This window comes from Streptomyces sp. NPDC050485, assembly GCF_044458185.1.
In the GTDB taxonomy this organism is placed as follows: Bacteria; Actinomycetota; Actinomycetes; order Streptomycetales; family Streptomycetaceae; genus Streptomyces.
This window is the reverse complement of sequence record NZ_JBITHR010000010.1, coordinates 60278-78602: the sequence shown is the minus strand read 5'-3', so window position 1 is coordinate 78602 and position 18325 is coordinate 60278. Positions and strand designations below refer to the sequence as shown.

Annotated in this window: 18 protein-coding genes; 10 read left to right on the top strand and 8 right to left on the bottom strand. The window is 70.0% G+C overall.

The window, feature by feature from the left end; genetic code table 11:
• The first annotated feature begins 182 nt into the window (after positions 1-182).
• From tilS to folE, 4 genes are all read left to right on the top strand, one after another.
• Complete coding sequence (gene tilS / locus ACIBK6_RS21250) at positions 183-1259, top strand: tRNA lysidine(34) synthetase TilS (RefSeq protein ID WP_399052844.1); 1077 nt, start codon at positions 183-185, stop codon at positions 1257-1259.
• 75 nt (positions 1260-1334) lie between these two features.
• The gene (gene hpt / locus ACIBK6_RS21245; RefSeq protein ID WP_399053050.1) at positions 1335-1874 is read left to right on the top strand and encodes a hypoxanthine phosphoribosyltransferase; all 540 of its coding nucleotides are present in this window, start codon (positions 1335-1337) and stop codon (positions 1872-1874) included.
• Between the two features lie 207 nt (positions 1875-2081).
• A complete protein-coding gene (gene ftsH, locus ACIBK6_RS21240) occupies positions 2082-4106 on the top strand; it encodes an ATP-dependent zinc metalloprotease FtsH (protein ID WP_399052843.1) in 2025 nt (674 codons plus the stop codon).
• A gap of 115 nt (positions 4107-4221) precedes the next feature.
• Positions 4222-4827 carry a GTP cyclohydrolase I FolE gene (gene folE / locus ACIBK6_RS21235; RefSeq protein ID WP_399052842.1) on the top strand — a complete coding sequence of 202 codons (606 nt, stop codon included), beginning with the start codon at positions 4222-4224 and terminating at the stop codon, positions 4825-4827.
• A 149-nt stretch (positions 4828-4976) separates the two neighbouring features.
• Here folE and ACIBK6_RS21230 read toward each other — a convergent pair whose 3' ends face one another.
• From ACIBK6_RS21230 to ACIBK6_RS21205, 6 genes are all read right to left on the bottom strand, one after another.
• The gene (locus ACIBK6_RS21230) at positions 4977-5456 is read right to left on the bottom strand and encodes a DUF3180 domain-containing protein (RefSeq protein ID WP_399052841.1); all 480 of its coding nucleotides are present in this window, start codon (positions 5454-5456) and stop codon (positions 4977-4979) included.
• 81 nt (positions 5457-5537) lie between these two features.
• Positions 5538-6146 (bottom strand): 2-amino-4-hydroxy-6-hydroxymethyldihydropteridine diphosphokinase, encoded by a 609-nt coding sequence (folK, locus tag ACIBK6_RS21225; RefSeq protein ID WP_399052840.1) that lies wholly within the window; start codon positions 6144-6146, stop codon positions 5538-5540.
• Entirely contained in the window at positions 6143-6502 is a 360-nt protein-coding gene (gene folB, locus ACIBK6_RS21220; RefSeq protein WP_399052839.1) for a dihydroneopterin aldolase, read from the bottom strand. The genes folK and folB overlap by 4 nt, the downstream gene beginning before the upstream one ends.
• A gap of 197 nt (positions 6503-6699) precedes the next feature.
• Positions 6700-7161, bottom strand: a complete 462-nt coding sequence (locus ACIBK6_RS21215; protein ID WP_399052837.1) for a nuclear transport factor 2 family protein — start codon at positions 7159-7161, stop codon at positions 6700-6702.
• A complete protein-coding gene (folP, locus tag ACIBK6_RS21210) occupies positions 7158-8018 on the bottom strand; it encodes a dihydropteroate synthase (RefSeq protein WP_399052836.1) in 861 nt (286 codons plus the stop codon). Before folP ends, ACIBK6_RS21215 begins: the two co-directional genes overlap by 4 nt.
• A gap of 16 nt (positions 8019-8034) precedes the next feature.
• Positions 8035-8493 carry a MarR family winged helix-turn-helix transcriptional regulator gene (locus tag ACIBK6_RS21205; protein ID WP_399052835.1) on the bottom strand — a complete coding sequence of 153 codons (459 nt, stop codon included), beginning with the start codon at positions 8491-8493 and terminating at the stop codon, positions 8035-8037.
• A gap of 130 nt (positions 8494-8623) precedes the next feature.
• Here ACIBK6_RS21205 and ACIBK6_RS21200 point away from each other — a divergent pair, with 130 nt between their 5' ends.
• Positions 8624-10099 carry an MFS transporter gene (locus ACIBK6_RS21200; protein WP_399052834.1) on the top strand — a complete coding sequence of 492 codons (1476 nt, stop codon included), beginning with the start codon at positions 8624-8626 and terminating at the stop codon, positions 10097-10099.
• Between the two features lie 186 nt (positions 10100-10285).
• Here ACIBK6_RS21200 and ACIBK6_RS21195 read toward each other — a convergent pair whose 3' ends face one another.
• Positions 10286-12130, bottom strand: a complete 1845-nt coding sequence (locus ACIBK6_RS21195) for a phosphatidylglycerol lysyltransferase domain-containing protein (RefSeq protein ID WP_399052833.1) — start codon at positions 12128-12130, stop codon at positions 10286-10288.
• 150 nt (positions 12131-12280) lie between these two features.
• On the opposite strand from ACIBK6_RS21195, the gene ACIBK6_RS21190 reads away from it, so the two are divergent.
• Positions 12281-13393 carry an alpha/beta hydrolase gene (locus ACIBK6_RS21190; RefSeq protein ID WP_399052832.1) on the top strand — a complete coding sequence of 371 codons (1113 nt, stop codon included), beginning with the start codon at positions 12281-12283 and terminating at the stop codon, positions 13391-13393.
• Here ACIBK6_RS21190 and ACIBK6_RS21185 read toward each other — a convergent pair.
• Positions 13380-14525: an ABC transporter ATP-binding protein gene (locus ACIBK6_RS21185; RefSeq protein ID WP_399052831.1), complete on the bottom strand. Its 1146-nt coding sequence runs from the start codon at positions 14523-14525 to the stop codon at positions 13380-13382. The genes ACIBK6_RS21190 and ACIBK6_RS21185 overlap by 14 nt on opposite strands.
• 139 nt (positions 14526-14664) lie before the next feature.
• Here ACIBK6_RS21185 and ACIBK6_RS21180 point away from each other — a divergent pair, with 139 nt between their 5' ends.
• The 4 genes from ACIBK6_RS21180 (at position 14665) to ACIBK6_RS21165 (ending at position 18230) form a co-directional block, all read left to right on the top strand.
• A complete protein-coding gene (locus ACIBK6_RS21180) occupies positions 14665-15345 on the top strand; it encodes an ABC transporter permease (RefSeq protein ID WP_399052830.1) in 681 nt (226 codons plus the stop codon).
• 3 nt (positions 15346-15348) lie between these two features.
• Complete coding sequence (locus tag ACIBK6_RS21175) at positions 15349-16017, top strand: ABC transporter permease (RefSeq protein WP_399052829.1); 669 nt, start codon at positions 15349-15351, stop codon at positions 16015-16017.
• 84 nt (positions 16018-16101) lie between these two features.
• Positions 16102-17088, top strand: coding sequence for an ABC transporter substrate-binding protein (locus ACIBK6_RS21170; RefSeq protein WP_399052828.1), 987 nt, complete (start codon positions 16102-16104; stop codon positions 17086-17088).
• Between the two features lie 86 nt (positions 17089-17174).
• Complete coding sequence (locus ACIBK6_RS21165) at positions 17175-18230, top strand: hypothetical protein (RefSeq protein ID WP_399052827.1); 1056 nt, start codon at positions 17175-17177, stop codon at positions 18228-18230.
• The last annotated feature ends 95 nt before the right edge of the window (positions 18231-18325 follow it).

Here is an 18325-nt window from a genome sequence, read left to right as displayed (position 1 = left end):
CACCCATCCGAGGGACCGTGGGGCATGGGTAGGCGTGCAATGCTCGGGTAACGGCTCTGTTCTGTCACCATCTACGCACTCTGTGTGACTGAACGTCTCTCCTGCTCCTCCTGCTTCCTCTGTTCCCCCCGCTTCCTCTCCGCGCCAGAGGCACCCCCCAACTTCACCGAAGGGCACCGGACATGGGTCCCCATCCTGCGGTCGCAGCGATACGCCTGGCGGTTCGCCGCGTACTCCACGACGTACTGAACGATCAATCCCGCGACGACTCCCGCGACCAATCCCGCGACCACTCCTGCGACACCGATAGCGCCCGGGCCGCCGGGACCGGCGCCCGCGCCGCCGCCGAGCCCCTCGTGCTCGTGGCCTGCTCCGGCGGCGCCGACTCCATGGCGCTCGCCTCCGCCCTCGCCTTCGAGTCCCGCAAGCTCTCGCTGCGCGCCGGCGGCATCACCATCGACCACGGCCTCCAGCACGGCTCCGACCTGCGGGCCGCCGAAGTCGTCTCCCGCATGACCGGCCTGGGGCTCGCGCCCGCCGAGGCCGTCGCCGTCCACGTGGGCCGCGAAGGCGGACCCGAGGCCGCCGCCCGGGACGCCCGCTACGCCGCCCTGGACGCCGCCGCGGAGCGCCACGGCGCCGCCGCCGTCCTGCTCGGCCACACCCGCGACGACCAGGCCGAGACCGTGCTGCTCGGCCTCGCCCGCGGCTCCGGCACCCGTTCGCTGTCCGGCATGGCCGCCGTCTCCGGGGCGTCCGGCCGCTATCGGCGCCCCTTCCTGGAGATCGACCGGCAGACCGCCCGCAAGGCCTGCATGGTCCAGTCGCTGCCCGTCTGGGACGACCCGCACAACGCCGACCCCGCCTACACCCGCTCGCGACTGCGCCAGGAGGGCCTGCCCGCGCTGGAGAAGGCGCTCGGCAAGGGCGTCGTCGAGGCGCTGGCCCGCACCGCCCAGCTCTCCCGCGACGACGCCGACGCCCTGGACGCCTGGGCCGTCCAGGCGGACGTGACCGTACGTGACGACGCCGGGCTCCTGGAGTGCGCCAAGCTCTTCGCGCTGCCGCCCGCCGTGCGCCGCCGCATCGTGCGCCGGGCGGTCATCGAGGCGGGCTCGCCCGCCGGTTCGCTCTTCGCCCGCCATGTGGAGGAGGTCGACAAGCTGATCACCGGCTGGCGCGGCCAGCGGGCCATCAATCTCCCGGGCCGCGTCGTGGCGCGTCGGCAGGGTGGCAGACTGGTCATTCGGCAGGGCTGAGCTCACGTACGTAACTCGGCTCGCGCACGGACCATGAAATCCCCCAAGAAAGCGGCCCGGGTGAACGAGAAGGACATGGGCACCGACCTTCAGTCGGTGCTCATCACCAAGGAAGAGATCGACTCGAAGCTGGCGGAGCTGGCCGGGAAGATCGACGCGGAGTACGCGGGCAAGGACCTGCTCATCGTCGGTGTCCTCAAGGGCGCAGTGATGGTCATGGCGGACCTGGCCCGCGCGCTGTCCACCCCGGTCACCATGGACTGGATGGCCGTCTCCTCATACGGTGCGGGCACCCAGTCCTCCGGCGTCGTACGGATCCTCAAGGACCTGGACACCGACATCAAGGGCAAGCACGTCCTGATCGTCGAGGACATCATCGACTCGGGTCTGACCCTGTCCTGGCTGCTTTCGAACCTCGGATCGCGCGAGCCCGCGTCGCTCGAAGTGTGCACGCTGCTCCGTAAGCCGGATGCCGCAAAGGTCGCGATCGACGTGAAGTGGATCGGTTTCGACATTCCCAATGAATTCGTGGTCGGTTACGGCCTCGACTATGCCGAGAAGTACCGCAATCTCCCGTTTGTCGGGACACTCGCCCCGCACGTGTACGGCGGCTGACACAGCCCGGGCCCGTTTCGGGGAACCACAGCGCCCCTCCCGCCGTTGGAGCAGGGGAAGGGGCCTTTTGTCAGCCGTACCGTGCGGCCACGGGTGACAATGCTGGGGTACCGTCCGAAGAACAGTCTTTACACACAGTCTTAGTCATACTCACAGCAGCATTTACCTACGGGCAGGAGGGACGGGGCGTTCTCGCGCTCCGTATGGATGGACGTGAAGCGATACTTCCGTGGGCCGGTCATGTGGATCGTGCTGGCCGTCCTCGCCGTGGTCGTGCTGATGCAGGTCGTCGGCTCGGGTGGCGGCTACAAGGCGGTCGACACATCCGATGTCGTTCAGGCGATCAGTAACAAGCAGGTCGAACAGGCCAAGATCACCACAGGTGACAGTCAGGTCATCAAGATCGACCTGAAGGACGGCCAGAAGGTCAAGGGCAGCAGCAAGGTCCAGGCGAACTACATCGGGGACATCCAGGCGAGCTCGCTGGCCGATCAGCTGCAGACGAGCGTCAAGGCCGGTGACATCCCCAAGGGGTACACCGTCTCGCCCGACAAGCAGAACCCGTTCCTCGGGATCCTGCTCTCCCTGCTCCCCTTCGTCCTCATCGTCGTGGTCTTCCTGTTCCTGATGAACCAGATGCAGGGCGGCGGCTCCCGAGTCATGAACTTCGGGAAGTCCAAGGCCAAGCTCATCACCAAGGACACCCCGAAGACGACCTTCGCCGATGTGGCGGGGGCCGACGAGGCCGTCGAGGAACTCCACGAGATCAAGGAGTTCCTCCAGGAGCCGGCGAAGTTCCAGGCCGTCGGCGCCAAGATCCCGAAGGGTGTGCTGCTGTACGGCCCGCCCGGCACGGGCAAGACGCTGCTCGCCCGCGCCGTCGCGGGTGAGGCCGGCGTTCCGTTCTACTCGATCTCCGGCTCCGACTTCGTGGAGATGTTCGTCGGTGTCGGCGCCTCCCGGGTGCGCGACCTGTTCGAGCAGGCCAAGGCGAACGCCCCGGCGATCGTCTTCGTCGACGAGATCGACGCCGTGGGACGCCACCGCGGCGCGGGCCTCGGCGGCGGCCACGACGAGCGCGAGCAGACGCTCAACCAGCTGCTCGTCGAGATGGACGGCTTCGACGTGAAGGGCGGCGTCATCCTGATCGCCGCCACGAACCGGCCCGACATCCTGGACCCGGCACTGCTGCGCCCCGGCCGCTTCGACCGCCAGATCGCGGTCGACCGCCCGGACATGCAGGGCCGTCTGGAGATCCTCAAGGTCCACCAGAAGGGCAAGCCGGTCGCTCCGGACGTGGACCTGGCCGCGGTGGCCCGGCGTACGCCGGGCTTCACCGGCGCCGACCTGGCGAACGTGCTGAACGAAGCGGCGCTCCTGACGGCGCGCAGCGACCGGAAGCTGGTCGACAACAACGCGCTGGACGAGGCGATCGACCGCGTCGTGGCGGGCCCGCAGAAGCGGACCCGGATCATGTCCGAGAAGGAAAAGAAGATCACCGCGTACCACGAGGGCGGTCACGCCCTGGTCGCCGCGGCTTCGCCCAACTCGGACCCGGTCCACAAGATCACGATCCTGTCGCGCGGCCGGGCCCTGGGTTACACCATGGTCCTGCCGGACGAGGACAAGTACTCGACCACGCGCAACGAAATGCTCGACCAGCTGGCGTACATGCTGGGCGGGCGCGCGGCCGAGGAGCTCGTCTTCCACGACCCGACGACGGGTGCGGCCAACGACATCGAGAAGGCCACGGCCACCGCCCGCGCGATGGTCACGCAGTACGGCATGACCGAGCGGCTGGGCGCGATCAAGTTCGGTGGCGACAACACCGAGCCGTTCCTCGGCCGTGAGATGGCGCACCAGCGCGACTACTCGGAAGAGGTCGCGGCGCTCGTCGACGAAGAGGTCAAGAAGCTCATCGAGACGGCGCACAACGAGGCCTGGGAGATCCTGGTCGAGAACCGCGACATCCTCGACAAGCTGGTCCTGGAGCTCCTGGAGAAGGAGACCCTCAGCAAGGAGCAGATCGCCGAGGTCTTCTCCGGGATCGTCAAGCGCCCGGCCCGTCCGGCCTGGACCGGCTCCTCGCGGCGTACGCCGTCGACCCGGCCGCCGGTGCTGTCGCCGAAGGAGCTGGCGCTGACCAACGGCGCCGCGAGCTCCAACGGCTCGGTGCCGCTGGACAAGACGACGGACGCCGTCCCGGCCCCCGAGGACCGTCCGGAGAGCTGAGCCCGGGGCCTCACAGGCCCCGGAATGCATGCCGCGCCCCCCAGGTTTTAGCCTGTGGGGGCGCGGGTGCTTTTCGGCCACGCGCCATGGAAGACAGTCGAGGAACGAGGCACAGATGACCGACCCGGTGACGCTGTACGGCGAGGCCAACATCGGCGAGTTCGACGAGAAGCGGGCCGAGAACGCCGTGCGCGAGCTCCTCATCGCGGTCGGCGAGGACCCGGACCGCGAAGGACTCCAGGAGACGCCGGGGCGGGTGGCGCGCGCCTACCGGGAGATATTCGCCGGCCTGTGGCAGAAGCCGGAGGACGTGCTGACGACGACGTTCGACCTGGGCCACGACGAGATGGTCCTGGTGAAGGACATCGAGGTCATGAGTTCCTGCGAGCACCACCTCGTCCCGTTCGTCGGCGTCGCCCACGTCGGCTACATCCCGTCGACGGACGGGAAGATCACCGGTCTGTCCAAGCTGGCCCGTCTGGTGGACGTCTATGCCCGCAGGCCGCAGGTGCAGGAGCGTCTCACCACGCAGATCGCGGACTCCCTGATGGCGATCCTGGAGCCGCGGGGCGTGATCGTGGTCATCGAGTGCGAGCACATGTGCATGACCATGCGGGGTGTCCGCAAGCCCGGTGCCAAGACGATCACCTCGGCGGTGCGCGGCCAGCTGCGCGACCCGGCGACCCGCAACGAGGCGATGAGCCTGATCATGGCTCGCTAGCCTTCTCGCCCAACTTCCGTACGGGGCCTGCCGGTTGGGGTTCTGTACGAACGGCCCCAGGTCGCCCGCTCGTCGCGGGGTCTGCGCGAACGGCCCCGGTCGCCTGCATCAGCAGGGGGCCGGGGCCGTCGGGTTCCGCGCGGTGGGGCTCAGGCGGCGGGCGCCTTGTTGTCGTCCTCGTCGTCCGGGAGCTTGCAGATGCGCTCCAGGAACAGGGCGGCCGCGATGACGCCGATGCCGGCCACCACCGAGAACCCGGCGTAGATCGCCTGGTCGCGGCGGGCCGGGATGTCGAGGTAGCTCAGCAGATAGACGCCGGTGCCGCCGTACATCCCGCACACCAGGGCCGCCACCAGGGCGCTGGCCTGGCCGAAGACCACCGCGCGGGCGGCCATCAGCGGCTCCACGCCCTTGGCTCCCGGGCGGCGCTCGCGCTGGGCGCGCAGCCGGGAGCGGATGGACAGCGCGGTCGCCAGCAGGATGGCGGCGATCACCCCGAGGACGATCGGCGCCGCGATCGGTACGCCGGGCAGGGTGCCGACCGAGTCCCACAGCCGGGCGCCCGCCCAGGAGAGCACCCCGGCAATGACGAACAGTCCGGCCAGTACGCCCAGCCGCAATTGCTTCACGGAGTAGTGCCCTTCGCGTCTCGGGTGGTCGACCTCAGAAGCGTAACGACTGTCGGGTGGTCGACCTCAGAAGCGTAACGACTACTCGGGCAGGCGGAGTTCCAGATCGGCGCGGGGCAGTACGCCGTCGCGGCCGACACCGGTCAGCAGGTCGGCGACCGGGCCATGGCCGGGCAGCTGGGCCTCGGGCTCCACGTCGTGCCACGGGGCGAGCACGAACGCCCGCTGGTGGGCGCGCGGGTGGGGGAGGGTCAGGACCGGGTCGTCGGAGACGATGTCCGCGTACGCGACGATGTCCACGTCGATGGTGCGCGGGCCCCAGCGCTCGTCGCGCACCCGGTCGAAGGCTTCCTCGATGGCGTGGCCGCGCTCCAGGAGCGAGGCCGGCGGCAGCGTCGTCTTCACGACGACCACCGCGTTGAAGTACGAGGGCTGGGAGCCCGGGTCGACGCCCCAGGGCTCGGTCTCGTACACCGGCGAGACGGCTTTGACGCGCAGACCCGGGGTGTCCTCCAGGGCGTCGATGGCGCCCTGCAGGGTCTCCAGGCGGTTGCCCAGGTTGGAGCCGAGGGCGATGACCGCGCGGCGCGGGTTGGAGAGCGTCACATCGGCCGCGTCCACCTGCTCGACCACGGAAGCGGGCACCGGCTGTACGGTCGGGTCGCTCTGGCCCTGCGAGAACACGCTCATACTCGGCTCCGGGTGATGGTGATGGTCACGTCGTCGAACGGGACGGTGATCGGCGCGTCCGGCTTGTGGACGACCACCTCCACCTCCTGGACTCCTTCGTGCTTGAGGCACTGCTGGGCGATCCGCTCGGCGAGCGTCTCGATCAGGTCGACGGGCTCGCCCCGGACGACGTCAACGACTTCCTCGGCCACCACGCCGTAGTGCACGGTCTTCGCCAGGTCGTCGTCGGCCGCCGCGAGGCGGGTGTCGAGGCCGAGGACCAGGTCCACGATGAAGGTCTGGCCCTCCTCGCGCTCCCGGGGGAAGACGCCATGGTGCCCACGGGCCTTGAGGCCGCGCAGCGCGACACGATCCACGCGAATCACTCCTGCTGTCGTTGGTCAGACGGACATGCGGCCGCGTGCGGGCGGCACGGTGCCCACAATCGAATCTACCTGCGGGCACTGACAGTGCTCGCCCACGGGGGCTATGGACAGATCCTCAAAGGGCTGGTAGCCGCCCCTACCCGATGGCGGGGAATTCAATCCTCCAAGGCCCCCAATCGTGCCCGGATTCAGTCCTCTTCCGGCTCTTCGTCGCCCGATTCGGCGAGTACCGGCGAGCCGTGGTGGGACCAGAGCCGCCAGCCGTTGGATGTGCGGCGGAACACATTGGTGGCGACCACGAGCTGCCCGACGAGCGGTCCCAGTTCGCCGCTCTCCTCGGCGGGGCCGCCGCTGAGGATGTTCTCGGTGCAGGTGACCAGGGCGGTGTCGCCCAGGATGACGACCTTCACATCGGTCAGGAAGAACTGGATGTACTCGGTGTTCGCCATGATCAGCGCGTACGAGCGGAGCACCTCGCCGCGCCCGGAGAGCACCGGCCAGCCCGGGTGGACGCAGGAGATCCCGGTGTCGCCGGCCTCGGTGGCGCTCAGCCAGAGCTCGGACAGCTCGTCGAAGTCGCCCCGCTCCAGCGTCTCGTAGAACGCCGTGTTGGCGCGCTCGACCGCCTCGGTCTCGGTACGGGGGCTCACCTGGCTCCTTCGACGGCGCGCGCCACGCGTACGGCGTCGGCGGTGGCCCGCACCTCGTGGACGCGGACCGCCCAGGCGCCCTCGTGCGCGGCGATGGCGGAGACGGCGGCGGTGGCCGCGTCGCGCTCCCGGGCGGGTGGCGGCGCGCCCTCGTCGCCGGCCAGTACCCGGCCGAGGAAGCGCTTGCGGGAGGCGGCGACCAGGACGGGACGGCCGAGTGCGCGCAGCTCGGCGAGGTGGGCGACGAGCGCGAGGTCGTGCCCGGCCTGCTTGGCGAAGCCGAGGCCGGGGTCGATGACGAGGCGCTCGGGGGCGATGCCGCCCTCGATGACGGCCTCCGTACGGAGGCGCAGTTCGGCGACGACTTCGGCCACCACGTCCGCGTACACCGCGCGGCTGTTCATGTCCTGGCTGAAGCCGCGCCAGTGCATCACGACGAAGGGGGCGCCGGTGGCGGCGACGGTGGGGATCATCGCGGGGTCCGCGAGGCCACCGCTGACATCGTTGACCAGGACCGCGCCGGCGGCGATCGCCTGCTCGGCGACGCGGGCGCGCATGGTGTCGACGGAGACGGTGACGCCCTCGGCGGCCAGGCCCCGGACGACCGGGATGACGCGGCGCAGCTCCTCGTCCTCGTCCACGCGGGAGGCGCCGGGGCGGGTGGACTCGCCGCCGACGTCGACCAGGTCGGCGCCTTCGCTGACGAGGTCGAGGCCGTGCTTGACGGCGATGGAGGTGTCGAACCACCGGCCACCGTCGGAGAAGGAGTCGGGCGTCACATTGACCACGCCCATGACCGCGCAGCGGTTCCAGTCGGGCAGGCCTTCGACGGACCCCCGCCCGTTCAACGTACTCATACGTCAAGCGTAGGCGTCAGCCGGAGGTTCCCGGACCACGCTCGGGGGTGGCGAAAAGGCGCTGGAGCAGATCCTGCAGGGCGACGCGGTCGGCGTCGGGCAGGGCGTCGAGGGCGGCGTGGGTGGCGAGCATGCCGGTCCGCACGGTCTCCACGGTCCGCATGCCGTCGTCGGTCAGGACGACGTTCTTGACCCGGCGGTCGGTGGGGCTCGGCTCGCGGCGCACCAGGGCGCGGGCCTCCAGGCGGTCGACGATCCCGGTGACGTTGGAGGCGTCGCAGTGCAGCGTGGTGGCGAGCGAGCGCATGGAGGCGGGGCCCCGGCGCAGCACGGTCAGGGTCTTGGCCTGGCTGGAGGTGAGGCCCTCCTCGGCGGCCGCCGAGGAGAAGTCGCCGTAGAAGCCGGCCAGGGAGTCCCAGATGGCGTCCATGAGCGCGACGTTGCTGACGGCGGTCGGGCGGTTGGTTCCAGGCATGCCGTCCACTGTACCCGCGATTCGAGCGAAACTTGACTATCTCAACCTTTGATGTTTACCTTCATTAAGTTGCTTGAGGTAATCAAGCTTCATCGACTCAAGTACCTCCTCCTGCCGTACGGAAGAAAAAGTGACCACTAACCAACGCCCCCGCGGCGGCACCGGGCTCGTCCTCGTCCTCGGCCTTGCCGCCATGGTCGTCTCGATGATGCAGACGCTGGTCGTGCCGATCCTCGGGATCATCCAGAACGACCTCGGCACCTCCACGTCGGGCGTCAGCTGGGTCACCACCGCGACCCTGCTCTCCGCGGCCGTCTTCACCCCGCTGCTCGGCCGCTTCGGCGACATGCACGGCAAGAAGCCGACCCTGATCGGCGTCCTCGTGGTCATGGTCGCGGGCTCCGTGCTCGCCGCCACCACCAGCTCGCTCACCCTGCTGATCGTCGGCCGGGTGCTCCAGGGCGCGGCCACCGCGATCTTCCCGCTGGCGCTTTCCGTACTGCGCGAGGAGATCCCGCCGCAGAAGCTGCACGGCGCGATGGCGCTGGTCAGCGGCACGCTCGCGTTCGGCAGCGGCCTCGCCCTTGTCGGCGCGGGCCTGCTCACGCAGGGCTCGCACCCCGACTACCACCGGGTGTTCTGGCTCGCTGTGATCCTCGCGGTCCTCGCCCTGATCGCGGTCATCGCGGTCGTGCCCGCCTCCCGCACCAAGACGGGCGGGCGCACCGACTGGTTCGGCGCGGCCACCCTCGCCGCCTTCCTCGTGCTGCTCCTGCTGCCGATCTCGCAGGGTCACGAGTGGGGCTGGGGCTCCGGCCGTACGATCGGGTTCTTCGTCGGCGCCGTGGTGATGGCCGGGCTCTGGGTCCTGGTCGAGCGCAGGGTGAAGGCGCCCATGGTGGACATGCGGATGTTCGCGCACCGGCCGGTGCTCTTCACCAACCTGGCCGGACTGCTGCTCGGCTTCGCGATGTTCTCGCAGTTCATCGGCGTCTCCTACCTGGTGCAGATGCCGGACAAGCTGACCGGCTACGGCTTCTCGGCGTCCGTGCTGCGCGCCTCCGTCGAGTACCTGCTGCCCACCACGCTCGTGTCGCTGGTCGCCGCGCAGTTCGGCGGGCTGCTCGTCGGGCGGATCGGGGCGCGCTTCACGCTGGCGGCCGGTGCGGCCTTCGGCGTCCTCGGCTTCGCCTGGCTGACCGGTGCGCACGACTCGACGCCGTCCGTGATCCTCGCGGGCATGCTGATCGGTGTCGCGATCAGCTTCGGTTACGCGGCGATGCCGGCGCTCATCGTGGCGAGTGTCCCGCATCACCAGACGGGCATCGCGAACGGCATCAACTCGATCTCGCGCTCCGTGGGGTCGGCGATCGCCAGCGCGGTGATCACCTCGCTGCTCGCCTCGAAGGTGATCGAGGGGCTGCCGAAGGGGGTGCCCGCGCTGCCGGCCGAGAGCCAGTTCACGCTGAGCTTCGCGCTGGCGGGGATCGCGTTCGTGCTGGTGGTGGGCGTGGCGCTGGTGGGCCTGACGTCCGACAAGGCGAGGGCGCGGCGGGTCGAGGCGTCCTCGGAGGATGCGCCGGAGGCGGAGCTGGAGCGGGCCTGATCTGCCGCACAGCAACGCCGGAGGGGCTGGACATGCCGCTAGTGGCATGTCCAGCCCCTCCGGCGTCTTTGAGGAGCGGGGTCCGGGGCGGAGCCCAGGGCCACCGGGCCGCACCCCAAAAAACACCGCACCCCGGCCCCGGGCCCCCGCAAGGGAACCCGGCACCGGGGTGCGGCAGGGTTGCGGCTACGCCGCACTGACCTCGTGGTCCGGGGTCGTCACGTGCGCGCAGGCGCGTTCGCGGCGGGCGGCGCGGGTCAGGCGGGCCAGCGGGCCCGGGAGGCCCAGGTTCACGAAGCCCTCGGCCTGCATCACGGCGAAGCCGATGCGGGGGAGGTCGGCGTGGGCCCGGTACACCATGAAGCGCGGCTCCCACCGCGGCTGGAACTTCGCGTTGAACTTGTACAGCGACTCGATCTGGAACCAGCGGGAGAGGAAGACCAGGAGCCCCCGCCACATCCGGAGCACCGGGCCCGCGCCGATCTTCTCGCCGCGGGCCAGCGCCGAGCGGAACATCGCGAAGTTGAGCGATACCTGGTTCACGCCGATCTTCTCGCAGGCCTGGAGCGAGGCCACGATCAGGAGTTCGTTCATGCCGGGGTCGGCGGCGCGGTCGCGGCGCATCATCTCCAGCGACATTCCGTCCTTGCCCCAGGGCACGAAGTGCAGGATGGCCTTCAGGTCGCCGTACGGGCCCGGCGCGCCGGACTCCTCGTCGTCGGCCTTGTGGGCGGTGGCGATCACGCAGTCGCCGTCGTTGGGGTCGCCGATGCGGCCGAGCGCCATCGAGAAGCCGCGCTCGGTGTCGGTGCCGCGCCAGTCCTCGGCGGCCCGGCGGACCCGCTCCAGCTCACCGTCGGAGAGGTCACGAACGCGCCGTACGCGGGTTTCGTAGCCATTGCGCTCGATGCGCTTGACCATCTGGCGTACGTTCCGCATGGCGCGTCCGGCCAGCGAGAAATCCGCGACGTCCACCACCGCCTCGTCGCCGAGCTCCAGGGCGTCGAGTCCGGTCTCGCGGGTCCAGACCTCGCCGCCGGTCTCCGAGCAGCCGACGACCGCCGGGGTCCAGGAGTGCGCCTTGGCCTCGTCCATGAAGCGCTCGATGGCGCCGGGCCAGGCCTCGACGTCGCCGATCGGGTCGCCCGAGGCGAGCATCACACCGGAGACCACCCGGTAGGTGACGGCCGCCTTGCCGCTGGGCGAGAAGACGACGGCCTTGTCGCGGCGGAGCGCGAAGTGGCCGAGCGAGTCGCGGGCACCGTGCTTGGCGAGCAGTTCGCGCAGCTTGTGCTCGTCGTCCTCGGTGAGCCGGGCGGCCGGGTGCTCGGGCCGGAACGCCAGGTAGATCGTGGTGACGGCGGTCAGCAGGCCGAGCGCGCCGAGCGAGTAGCCGACGGTCCAGCTGGTCTTGCCCTGGTACTCGACGGGTCCCTCGAAGCCGAAGAGGCCGAACATCACGTGCTGGATGCGGTCCACGATGCTCGGGTTGCCGACCGTGCGGTTGGGGTGGACGCTCACGATGACCAGGCCGAGGCCCAGGGAGCCGGCGCCCATCAGGAAGAAGTTCGCGACGGCCTTCCAGCGGCTGCGCGGGTCGGGCAGCGCGTTGAACTCGCTCCGATGGCCGACGAGCAGCGTGAGGAGTGCCAATGAGATCAGCACGCCGACGATCGAGTGCCGGTACCAGAACTCGGCCACCGCCCCGATGGGCAGCAGCACCACCGCGGCCCGCCAGGCCCGCCGCTTGCGGCGCTTCAGGCCGTGCGCGAGGAGCAGCAGGAGGATGCCGACGCAGAGCGCCACGGCCGCCGCGAAGGGGCCGAAGGTGCCCGGCAGCACCTCGCTGACCGTGTGGAACCGACTGTGCCGGACGCGATCGAAGACTCCGGCCGAGACGTCCACCAGACCCACGACCGTGCAGGCCGTACCGACGACCTTGGGAACCGACTCGGGGCGCGGCCCGCGGAGGACCTTTCGTACACGAGTCGGAACCGAACCGTTTTTGTCCCCATCTATCCTGACAGACATCGCTTCCCGTGACTCCGCGAGAGATTCAGTTGGCCGGGGGACGGCGTCCACACCGTCCAGCCGGACAATTTGCGCCCTCTAGGACGGCACATCCAGGGGGAGGGTTCCCTTGGTCTCAGGAAAATCTCAGTCAGAAAGTTTCATCGACTCATGGGTCTCACGAGCAACAAGGTTCTGGCACTCGCCGTGCTCCTGGCGGTGGTGCTGTTCGCGGTCACCATCTGGTTGTGGCCGCGACTGGCACGGCGCAGCTGGAAGGCCCTCGTGGGCCGGGTCGGGCTGCTGCTCGCGACCCAGTTGGCGATCTTCGCCTCGGTCGGTCTCGCGGCCAACAATTCGTTCCTGTTCTACGGGTCCTGGGCGGACCTGTTCGGCCAGGAGCAGGACATGGGCAAGGTCGTCGACCACTCGGCGGGCGGCACGAACATCCGGGTCGTCGGCAAGCAGAAGCCGGAGACCCCGGGCGCGGGCAAGCCGCAGCTGGGCGGCGAGATCCAGAAGATCGTGCTGGCCGGGGAGAAGTCGAAGATAACCAGCCCCGCCTACGTGTACCTGCCCCCCGAGTACTTCCAGAAGGCGTACGAGAAGAAGACGTTCCCGGCCTCGATCGTGCTGACCGGCTACCCGGGCACCGCCGAGAACCTGCTCAAGGGCCTCGCGTACCCGAAGACGGCGTGGACGCAGGCCAAGCAGAAGAAGATGCAGCCGATGATCCTGATCATGATGCGCCCGACGGTGGCGGGCCAGCGGGACACCGAGTGCGTCGACATACCGGGCGGCCCGCAGACCGAGACGTTCTTCGCGAAGGACGTTCCGGGCGCGATCTCCGCGAATTACCGGGTCGGCACCAAGCCGCAGAACTGGGGCTTCATCGGCAATTCGACCGGCGGCTACTGCGCCCTGAAGATCGGCATGCACCACCCCGAGCAGTTCGCGGCGAGCGCGGGCCTCTCCGCGTACTACAAGGCGGCGGACGACCCGACGACCGGTGACCTCTTCCACGGCAACAAGAAGGAGGAGAACCGCGCCAACCTGCTGTGGAGCCTGGACCACCTGGCGCCGGGCAAGTCGTCCTTCCTGGTCACCAGCTCGCTGTCGGGCGAGGACAACTTCAAGCCGACCCAGTCCTTCATCAACAAGGTGAAGACGCCCGGCCGCGTGTCGTCCATCACACTCGACAGCGGCGGCCACAACTTCAACACCTGGCGGCGCGAGATCCCGCCGACCATGGACTGGATCAGCGGCCGGCTCAGCGCGAGCTGACCGACTCGACCGTCACCTCGGTCCGGGGCACGTCCTGGGCGTCCGCGTCGATGGAGCGGCGCAGCGCCTCGTGGAGCCGGGCCGGCGTGAGGACGCCGAGGAAGCGGCCGGTCTCCGCGCGGTCGATCACCGCGATCCACCCGGCGTCGTGCTGGAGCATGGTGGCGAAGGCCTGCTTCAGCGAGGCGCCCACCGGCAGCCAGGCCTCCATCCGCCGGGCGTGCTCGCGGACCGTGCCGGTGCCGAGCCGGGCCTGCTCGGCGGAGATCCAGCCGTGCAGATTGTCCTCGCCGTCCAGGACGACCGCCCAGCGCGGGACGTCGGCCGGCAGCGGGTCGTCGAGGTGGACCACCGGCGGCTGCTCCAGGTCGTCTTCCTCGATGGGGGTGACGGAGAGCCGCTTGAGGCCCCGGTCGGCGCCCACGAAGTCCGCGACGTACGGGTTGGCGGGAGCGCCGAGCACGGCGGCGGGGGCGTCGAACTGCTCGATGGCGCCCTGCCCGTAGACGGCGATGCGGTCGCCGAGCCGGACCGCCTCCTCGATGTCGTGGGTGACGAACAGGACCGTCTTGCGCACCTGCGACTGGAGCCTGAGGAACTCGTTCTGCAGCCGCTCGCGCACCACCGGGTCGACCGCGCCGAACGGCTCGTCCATCAGGAGCACCGGCGGGTCCGCCGCCAACGCCCTTGCCACGCCCACCCGTTGGCGCTGACCGCCGGAGAGCTGCTCCGGGTAGCGCGAGCCGTACGTCTTCGGGTCGAGCCCCACCAGATCGAGCAGCTCGGCCGCGCGCTCGCGGGCCTTGGCCTTCTTGACGCCGAGCAGCTGCGGGACGGTCGCGGTGTTCTCCAGGACCGTCTTGTGCGGAAAGAGCCCGACCTGCTGGATCACATAGCCGATACGGCGCCGCAGTTGGACCGGATCGACGGTCGATATGTCCTCGCCGTCCAGGAATATCCGCCCGCTGGTCGGCTCGATGAGCCGGTTGACCATTTTCATCGTGGTGGTCTTGCCGCAGCCGGACGGGCCGACGAGGGTGACCAGTTCACCCTCGGCCACCTCGAAGGAAAGGTCGTCCACGGCGGTGGTGCCGTCGGCGTACCGCTTGGTGACGTGCTCGAACCGGATCATGATTCCCCATTGTGCCGGGCGGCGACCGCGCTTGTGTGAAGCCCATGTTGCTGTACTGCGAAGGCCCGAGGCGATTGTCAGTGGTCAGGGTTAGGGTCGTCAGACATACGTACGGTACGGGCCGGGGGAGGTGGGGGGAGTGGCCGGGAACTGCCTGGCGGCGAACGACTGGATCTGCTGGGAGTACGTGAGCTCCCGCAGCCAGGAGCTGACCGACGCCACGGTCCAGCACATCTGGATCACCGCGGTGTCGGTGCTGATCGGGCTGCTCGTCGCCTTCCCCCTCGCGCTGCTCGCGCGCGGCCGCAAGGGCGTCGCGGCGACCGTCCTCGGCTTCACGACGGTGCTGTACACGATCCCTTCCCTTGCGATGTTCGCCCTGCTGCTCCCGGTCTTCGGCCTCTCGGCCGGGCTGGTCATCACGGGCCTCGTGCTGTACTCCCTGACGATCCTGGTACGGAACATCCTGGCCGGGCTCGAATCGGTGCCCGCCGACGCGCTGGAGGCGGCGCGCGGCATGGGGTACGGGCGGATACGGCTGCTGTTCGAGGTCGAACTGCCGCTGGCGCTGCCCGCGCTGATGGCCGGGCTCCGGATCGCCACGGTCGCCACCGTCGCGCTGACCACGATCGGCTCGCTCGTCGACCACGGGGGCCTGGGCAACCTCATCGAGCAGGGCCTGCCCACCTTCTTCAAGGCGCAGATCCTGACCGCCTCGGTGCTGTGCGTGGTGCTCGCGGTCGCCGCCGATCTGCTGCTGCTCGGGCTCCAGCGGCTGCTCACCCCCTGGACCCGCATCCGTACGGCGAAGGCGGGCTGAGCCATGGGAGTCTTCGCGCAGGCCTGGACGTGGCTGACGACGGGCGCCAACTGGTCGGGGGAGGACGGCGCCTGGCACCGGCTCGGTGAGCACGTGTACGTCAGCGCGCTCGCCCTCCTCGTGTCCTGCCTGGTCGCCCTGCCGCTCGCGCTGTGGCTCGGGCACATCGGCAAGGGCGGCGCGCTCGCGGTCAACCTCTCCAACATCGGCCGGGCGATACCCGTCTTCGCGGTGCTCGCCCTGTTCATGGTGACCCCGCTGCGCAACGCGGGCTATCTGCCGACGGTGATCGCGCTGGTGCTCTTCGCGGTGCCGCCGCTGCTGACCAACGCCTACGTCGGCATGCGCGAGGTGGACCGGGCGGCGGTGGAGGCGGCCCGCGGCATGGGGATGTCGGGGCGCCAGCTCTTCCTCCAGGTCGAACTGCCGCTGGCCTACCCGCTGATCATGACCGGTCTGCGCTCGGCGGCGGTGCAGATCATCGCCACCGCGACGATCGCCGCGATGGCCGGGCTCGGCGGACTCGGCCGGATCGTCACCGAGGGCTTCGCGGTGTACGACACCCCGCAGGTGGTGGCGGGGGCGATGCTCGTTGCGGCGCTCGCCCTGCTCGTGGAGGGCGTGCTTGTGGCGGTGGACCGCCTGTTCAGCCCGCTGCGCAAGCGCTCGTGACGCCGTGATCCGTCGACCCGTGACCCCCTGACCCCGTGGTCCGGGAATCCGTGACCCCCGTAACTCCCTGGATGGTGAACCTTCATGAGCAAGATCCTGCGCACGGCCGGTGCGGTGCTCGGCACGGTGGCGCTCGCGGGCTCGCTCGCCGCCTGCGGCGGCGACAGCCTGGAGAAGAGCAAGGACAAGAGCGCATCGAGCGGGTCGAGCAGTACCGGCGGCGGGAAGAAGGGCTCGCTGGTCATCGGCGCGGCCGGCTTCACCGAGTCCGCCGTCCTCGCCGAGCTGTACTCCCAGGTGCTCGCGGATGCCGGGTACTCGACCTCGGTCACCACGGTGAAGAACCGCGAACTGTACGAACCGGCCCTGGAGAAGGGCGAGATCGACGTCGTACCGGAATACGCGGCCACGCTCACCGAATTCCTCAATGCCAAGGTGAACGGCGACAAGGCGAAGGACAAGCCGCTCGCCTCCAGCGATGTCACGGCCACCGTGGCCGAACTGGCCAAGCTGGCCGGGCCCCGCGGTCTGAAGGTTCTCCCCGCCGGTGCGGCGGTGGACCAGAACGCGTTCGCGGTGACCAAGGAATTCGCCGCCAAGAACAACCTCAAGTCCCTTTCCGACCTGGGCACATCGAAGGCCAAGGTGAAGATCGCCGCCGGTGACGAGTGCAAGATCCGGCCATTCTGCGCGCCGGGCCTGACGTCCAAGTACGGCATCGACGTCACCGGCATCGACCCCAAGGGCGTCGGCACCCCGCAGGCCAAGCAGGCGGTCAAGGACGGCGTCGACCAACTGGTGCTGACCACCACGACCGACGCGACCCTGGACACCTACGGACTCGTGCTGCTCCAGGATGACAAGAAGCTGCAGAACGCGGACAACGTGCTGCCCGTCGTCAATGCGAAGGACGCGGGCGGCCAGGAGATAGCCGATGCGCTCGGCAAGCTGACCAAGGCCCTGACGACCGCTGATCTGGTCGATCTCAACCGCAAGGTCGACGCCGAGCGGGCCAAGCCGGCCGATGTCGCCAAGCAGTATCTGCAGTCGAAGGGGCTGATCAAGAAGTAGCCGAATTTGGCGATCGGAGTAACTGCAGCGGAACAGATTGGCGGGCGGGGGTCCATGTGACGCCTACGCACGGTAAATTTCAGGCCATGCCACGTGGACGCCACCGTCATTCCCCTCCGCTGCACCGGCTCCTTCAGCCGTCGGCCGTCGCCGGCGTCTCCGTCATCTGCGCCGGTGGTGCCTGGCTCTTCGATCAGCCCACGGTGCTCAGGGCGCTGGCGGCCGCCGCCGCGGCGGCCTGTGTCACCGGCTCGGTGCTGATGCGCGGCTGGGACCGGGCCGCGGGCCGCCGGGTCGCCGAGCTGACCCGCTCGCGCGCCGCCGACCAGTGGCGCACCGAGGAGCGGATCGCCGAGCTGGAGACCGAGTTGGAGGAGTCGCGCGAGCTGCGCGGCCGCCTCGACGCCAAGCTGCGCGCCAAGCGCATGGAGCTGGCCGGGCTGCGCGGCGAGCACGCGGCGCTGCTGCGGCGCTACGCCAACGCCGAGACCGAGCGGGCCAGCGCCCTGGAGGGCCGGCGTCAGCTCGCCCTGGAGAGCGCGGCCCCCAAGGCGCTGATGCCGTCGAGCAGCACGCCGACGCCGGCCGCCTACCTCGCGGCCGCCCGCGCCCTGGAGCGCCTCCAGCTCAGCGCCGAGCGCCAGGCCAAGGCGCGGGCCGAGGCGCTGTCGGCCCGCCCCCGCGCGGAGTCCGGGGAGGCGGAGGAGCCGCAGGGGAAGCCCTCGGCGGCCGTCGGCAGCGGGCAGCACGCCCGCCCGTCGTCCGCCCTCACCGCCAAGCCCCGGCAGGCCGAACTGCCCGCGGCGCCCGCTCCGGTCGCGCCCCGGCGGGCCGAACTGCCTGCGGCGCCCGCTCCGGTCGCCGCCGCCGTGGTGCCGTACGCGGCGCGTCGGGCGGTGCGCCCCGAGGGCAGCTTCGACTTCTTCGGGACCGGGGCGGGCCAGGGCGCCGCCGAGCAGAAGGTGGCCGCCGCGATCGAGGCCGTACAGGACGAGGACCTCGCGGACGTGGTGGGCGAGGAGGTCCTGGCGAGCCGTTCGCAGCAGGGCCCCGAGAAGGTCGTCGGCGAGGTCATCGACCTGACCGCGCACGACGAGACCGAGCAGCTCGACGTCGCCGAACTGCGCACCGCGATCTCGTAGTCGGCCGCCGGTGGACCGAGTTGCTCACATGCGCCGCCGGGCCGGTCACTTTTCCGAGCCCCAGGGGCATGCTGGCTGCTGCCCCGGGCGCCTCG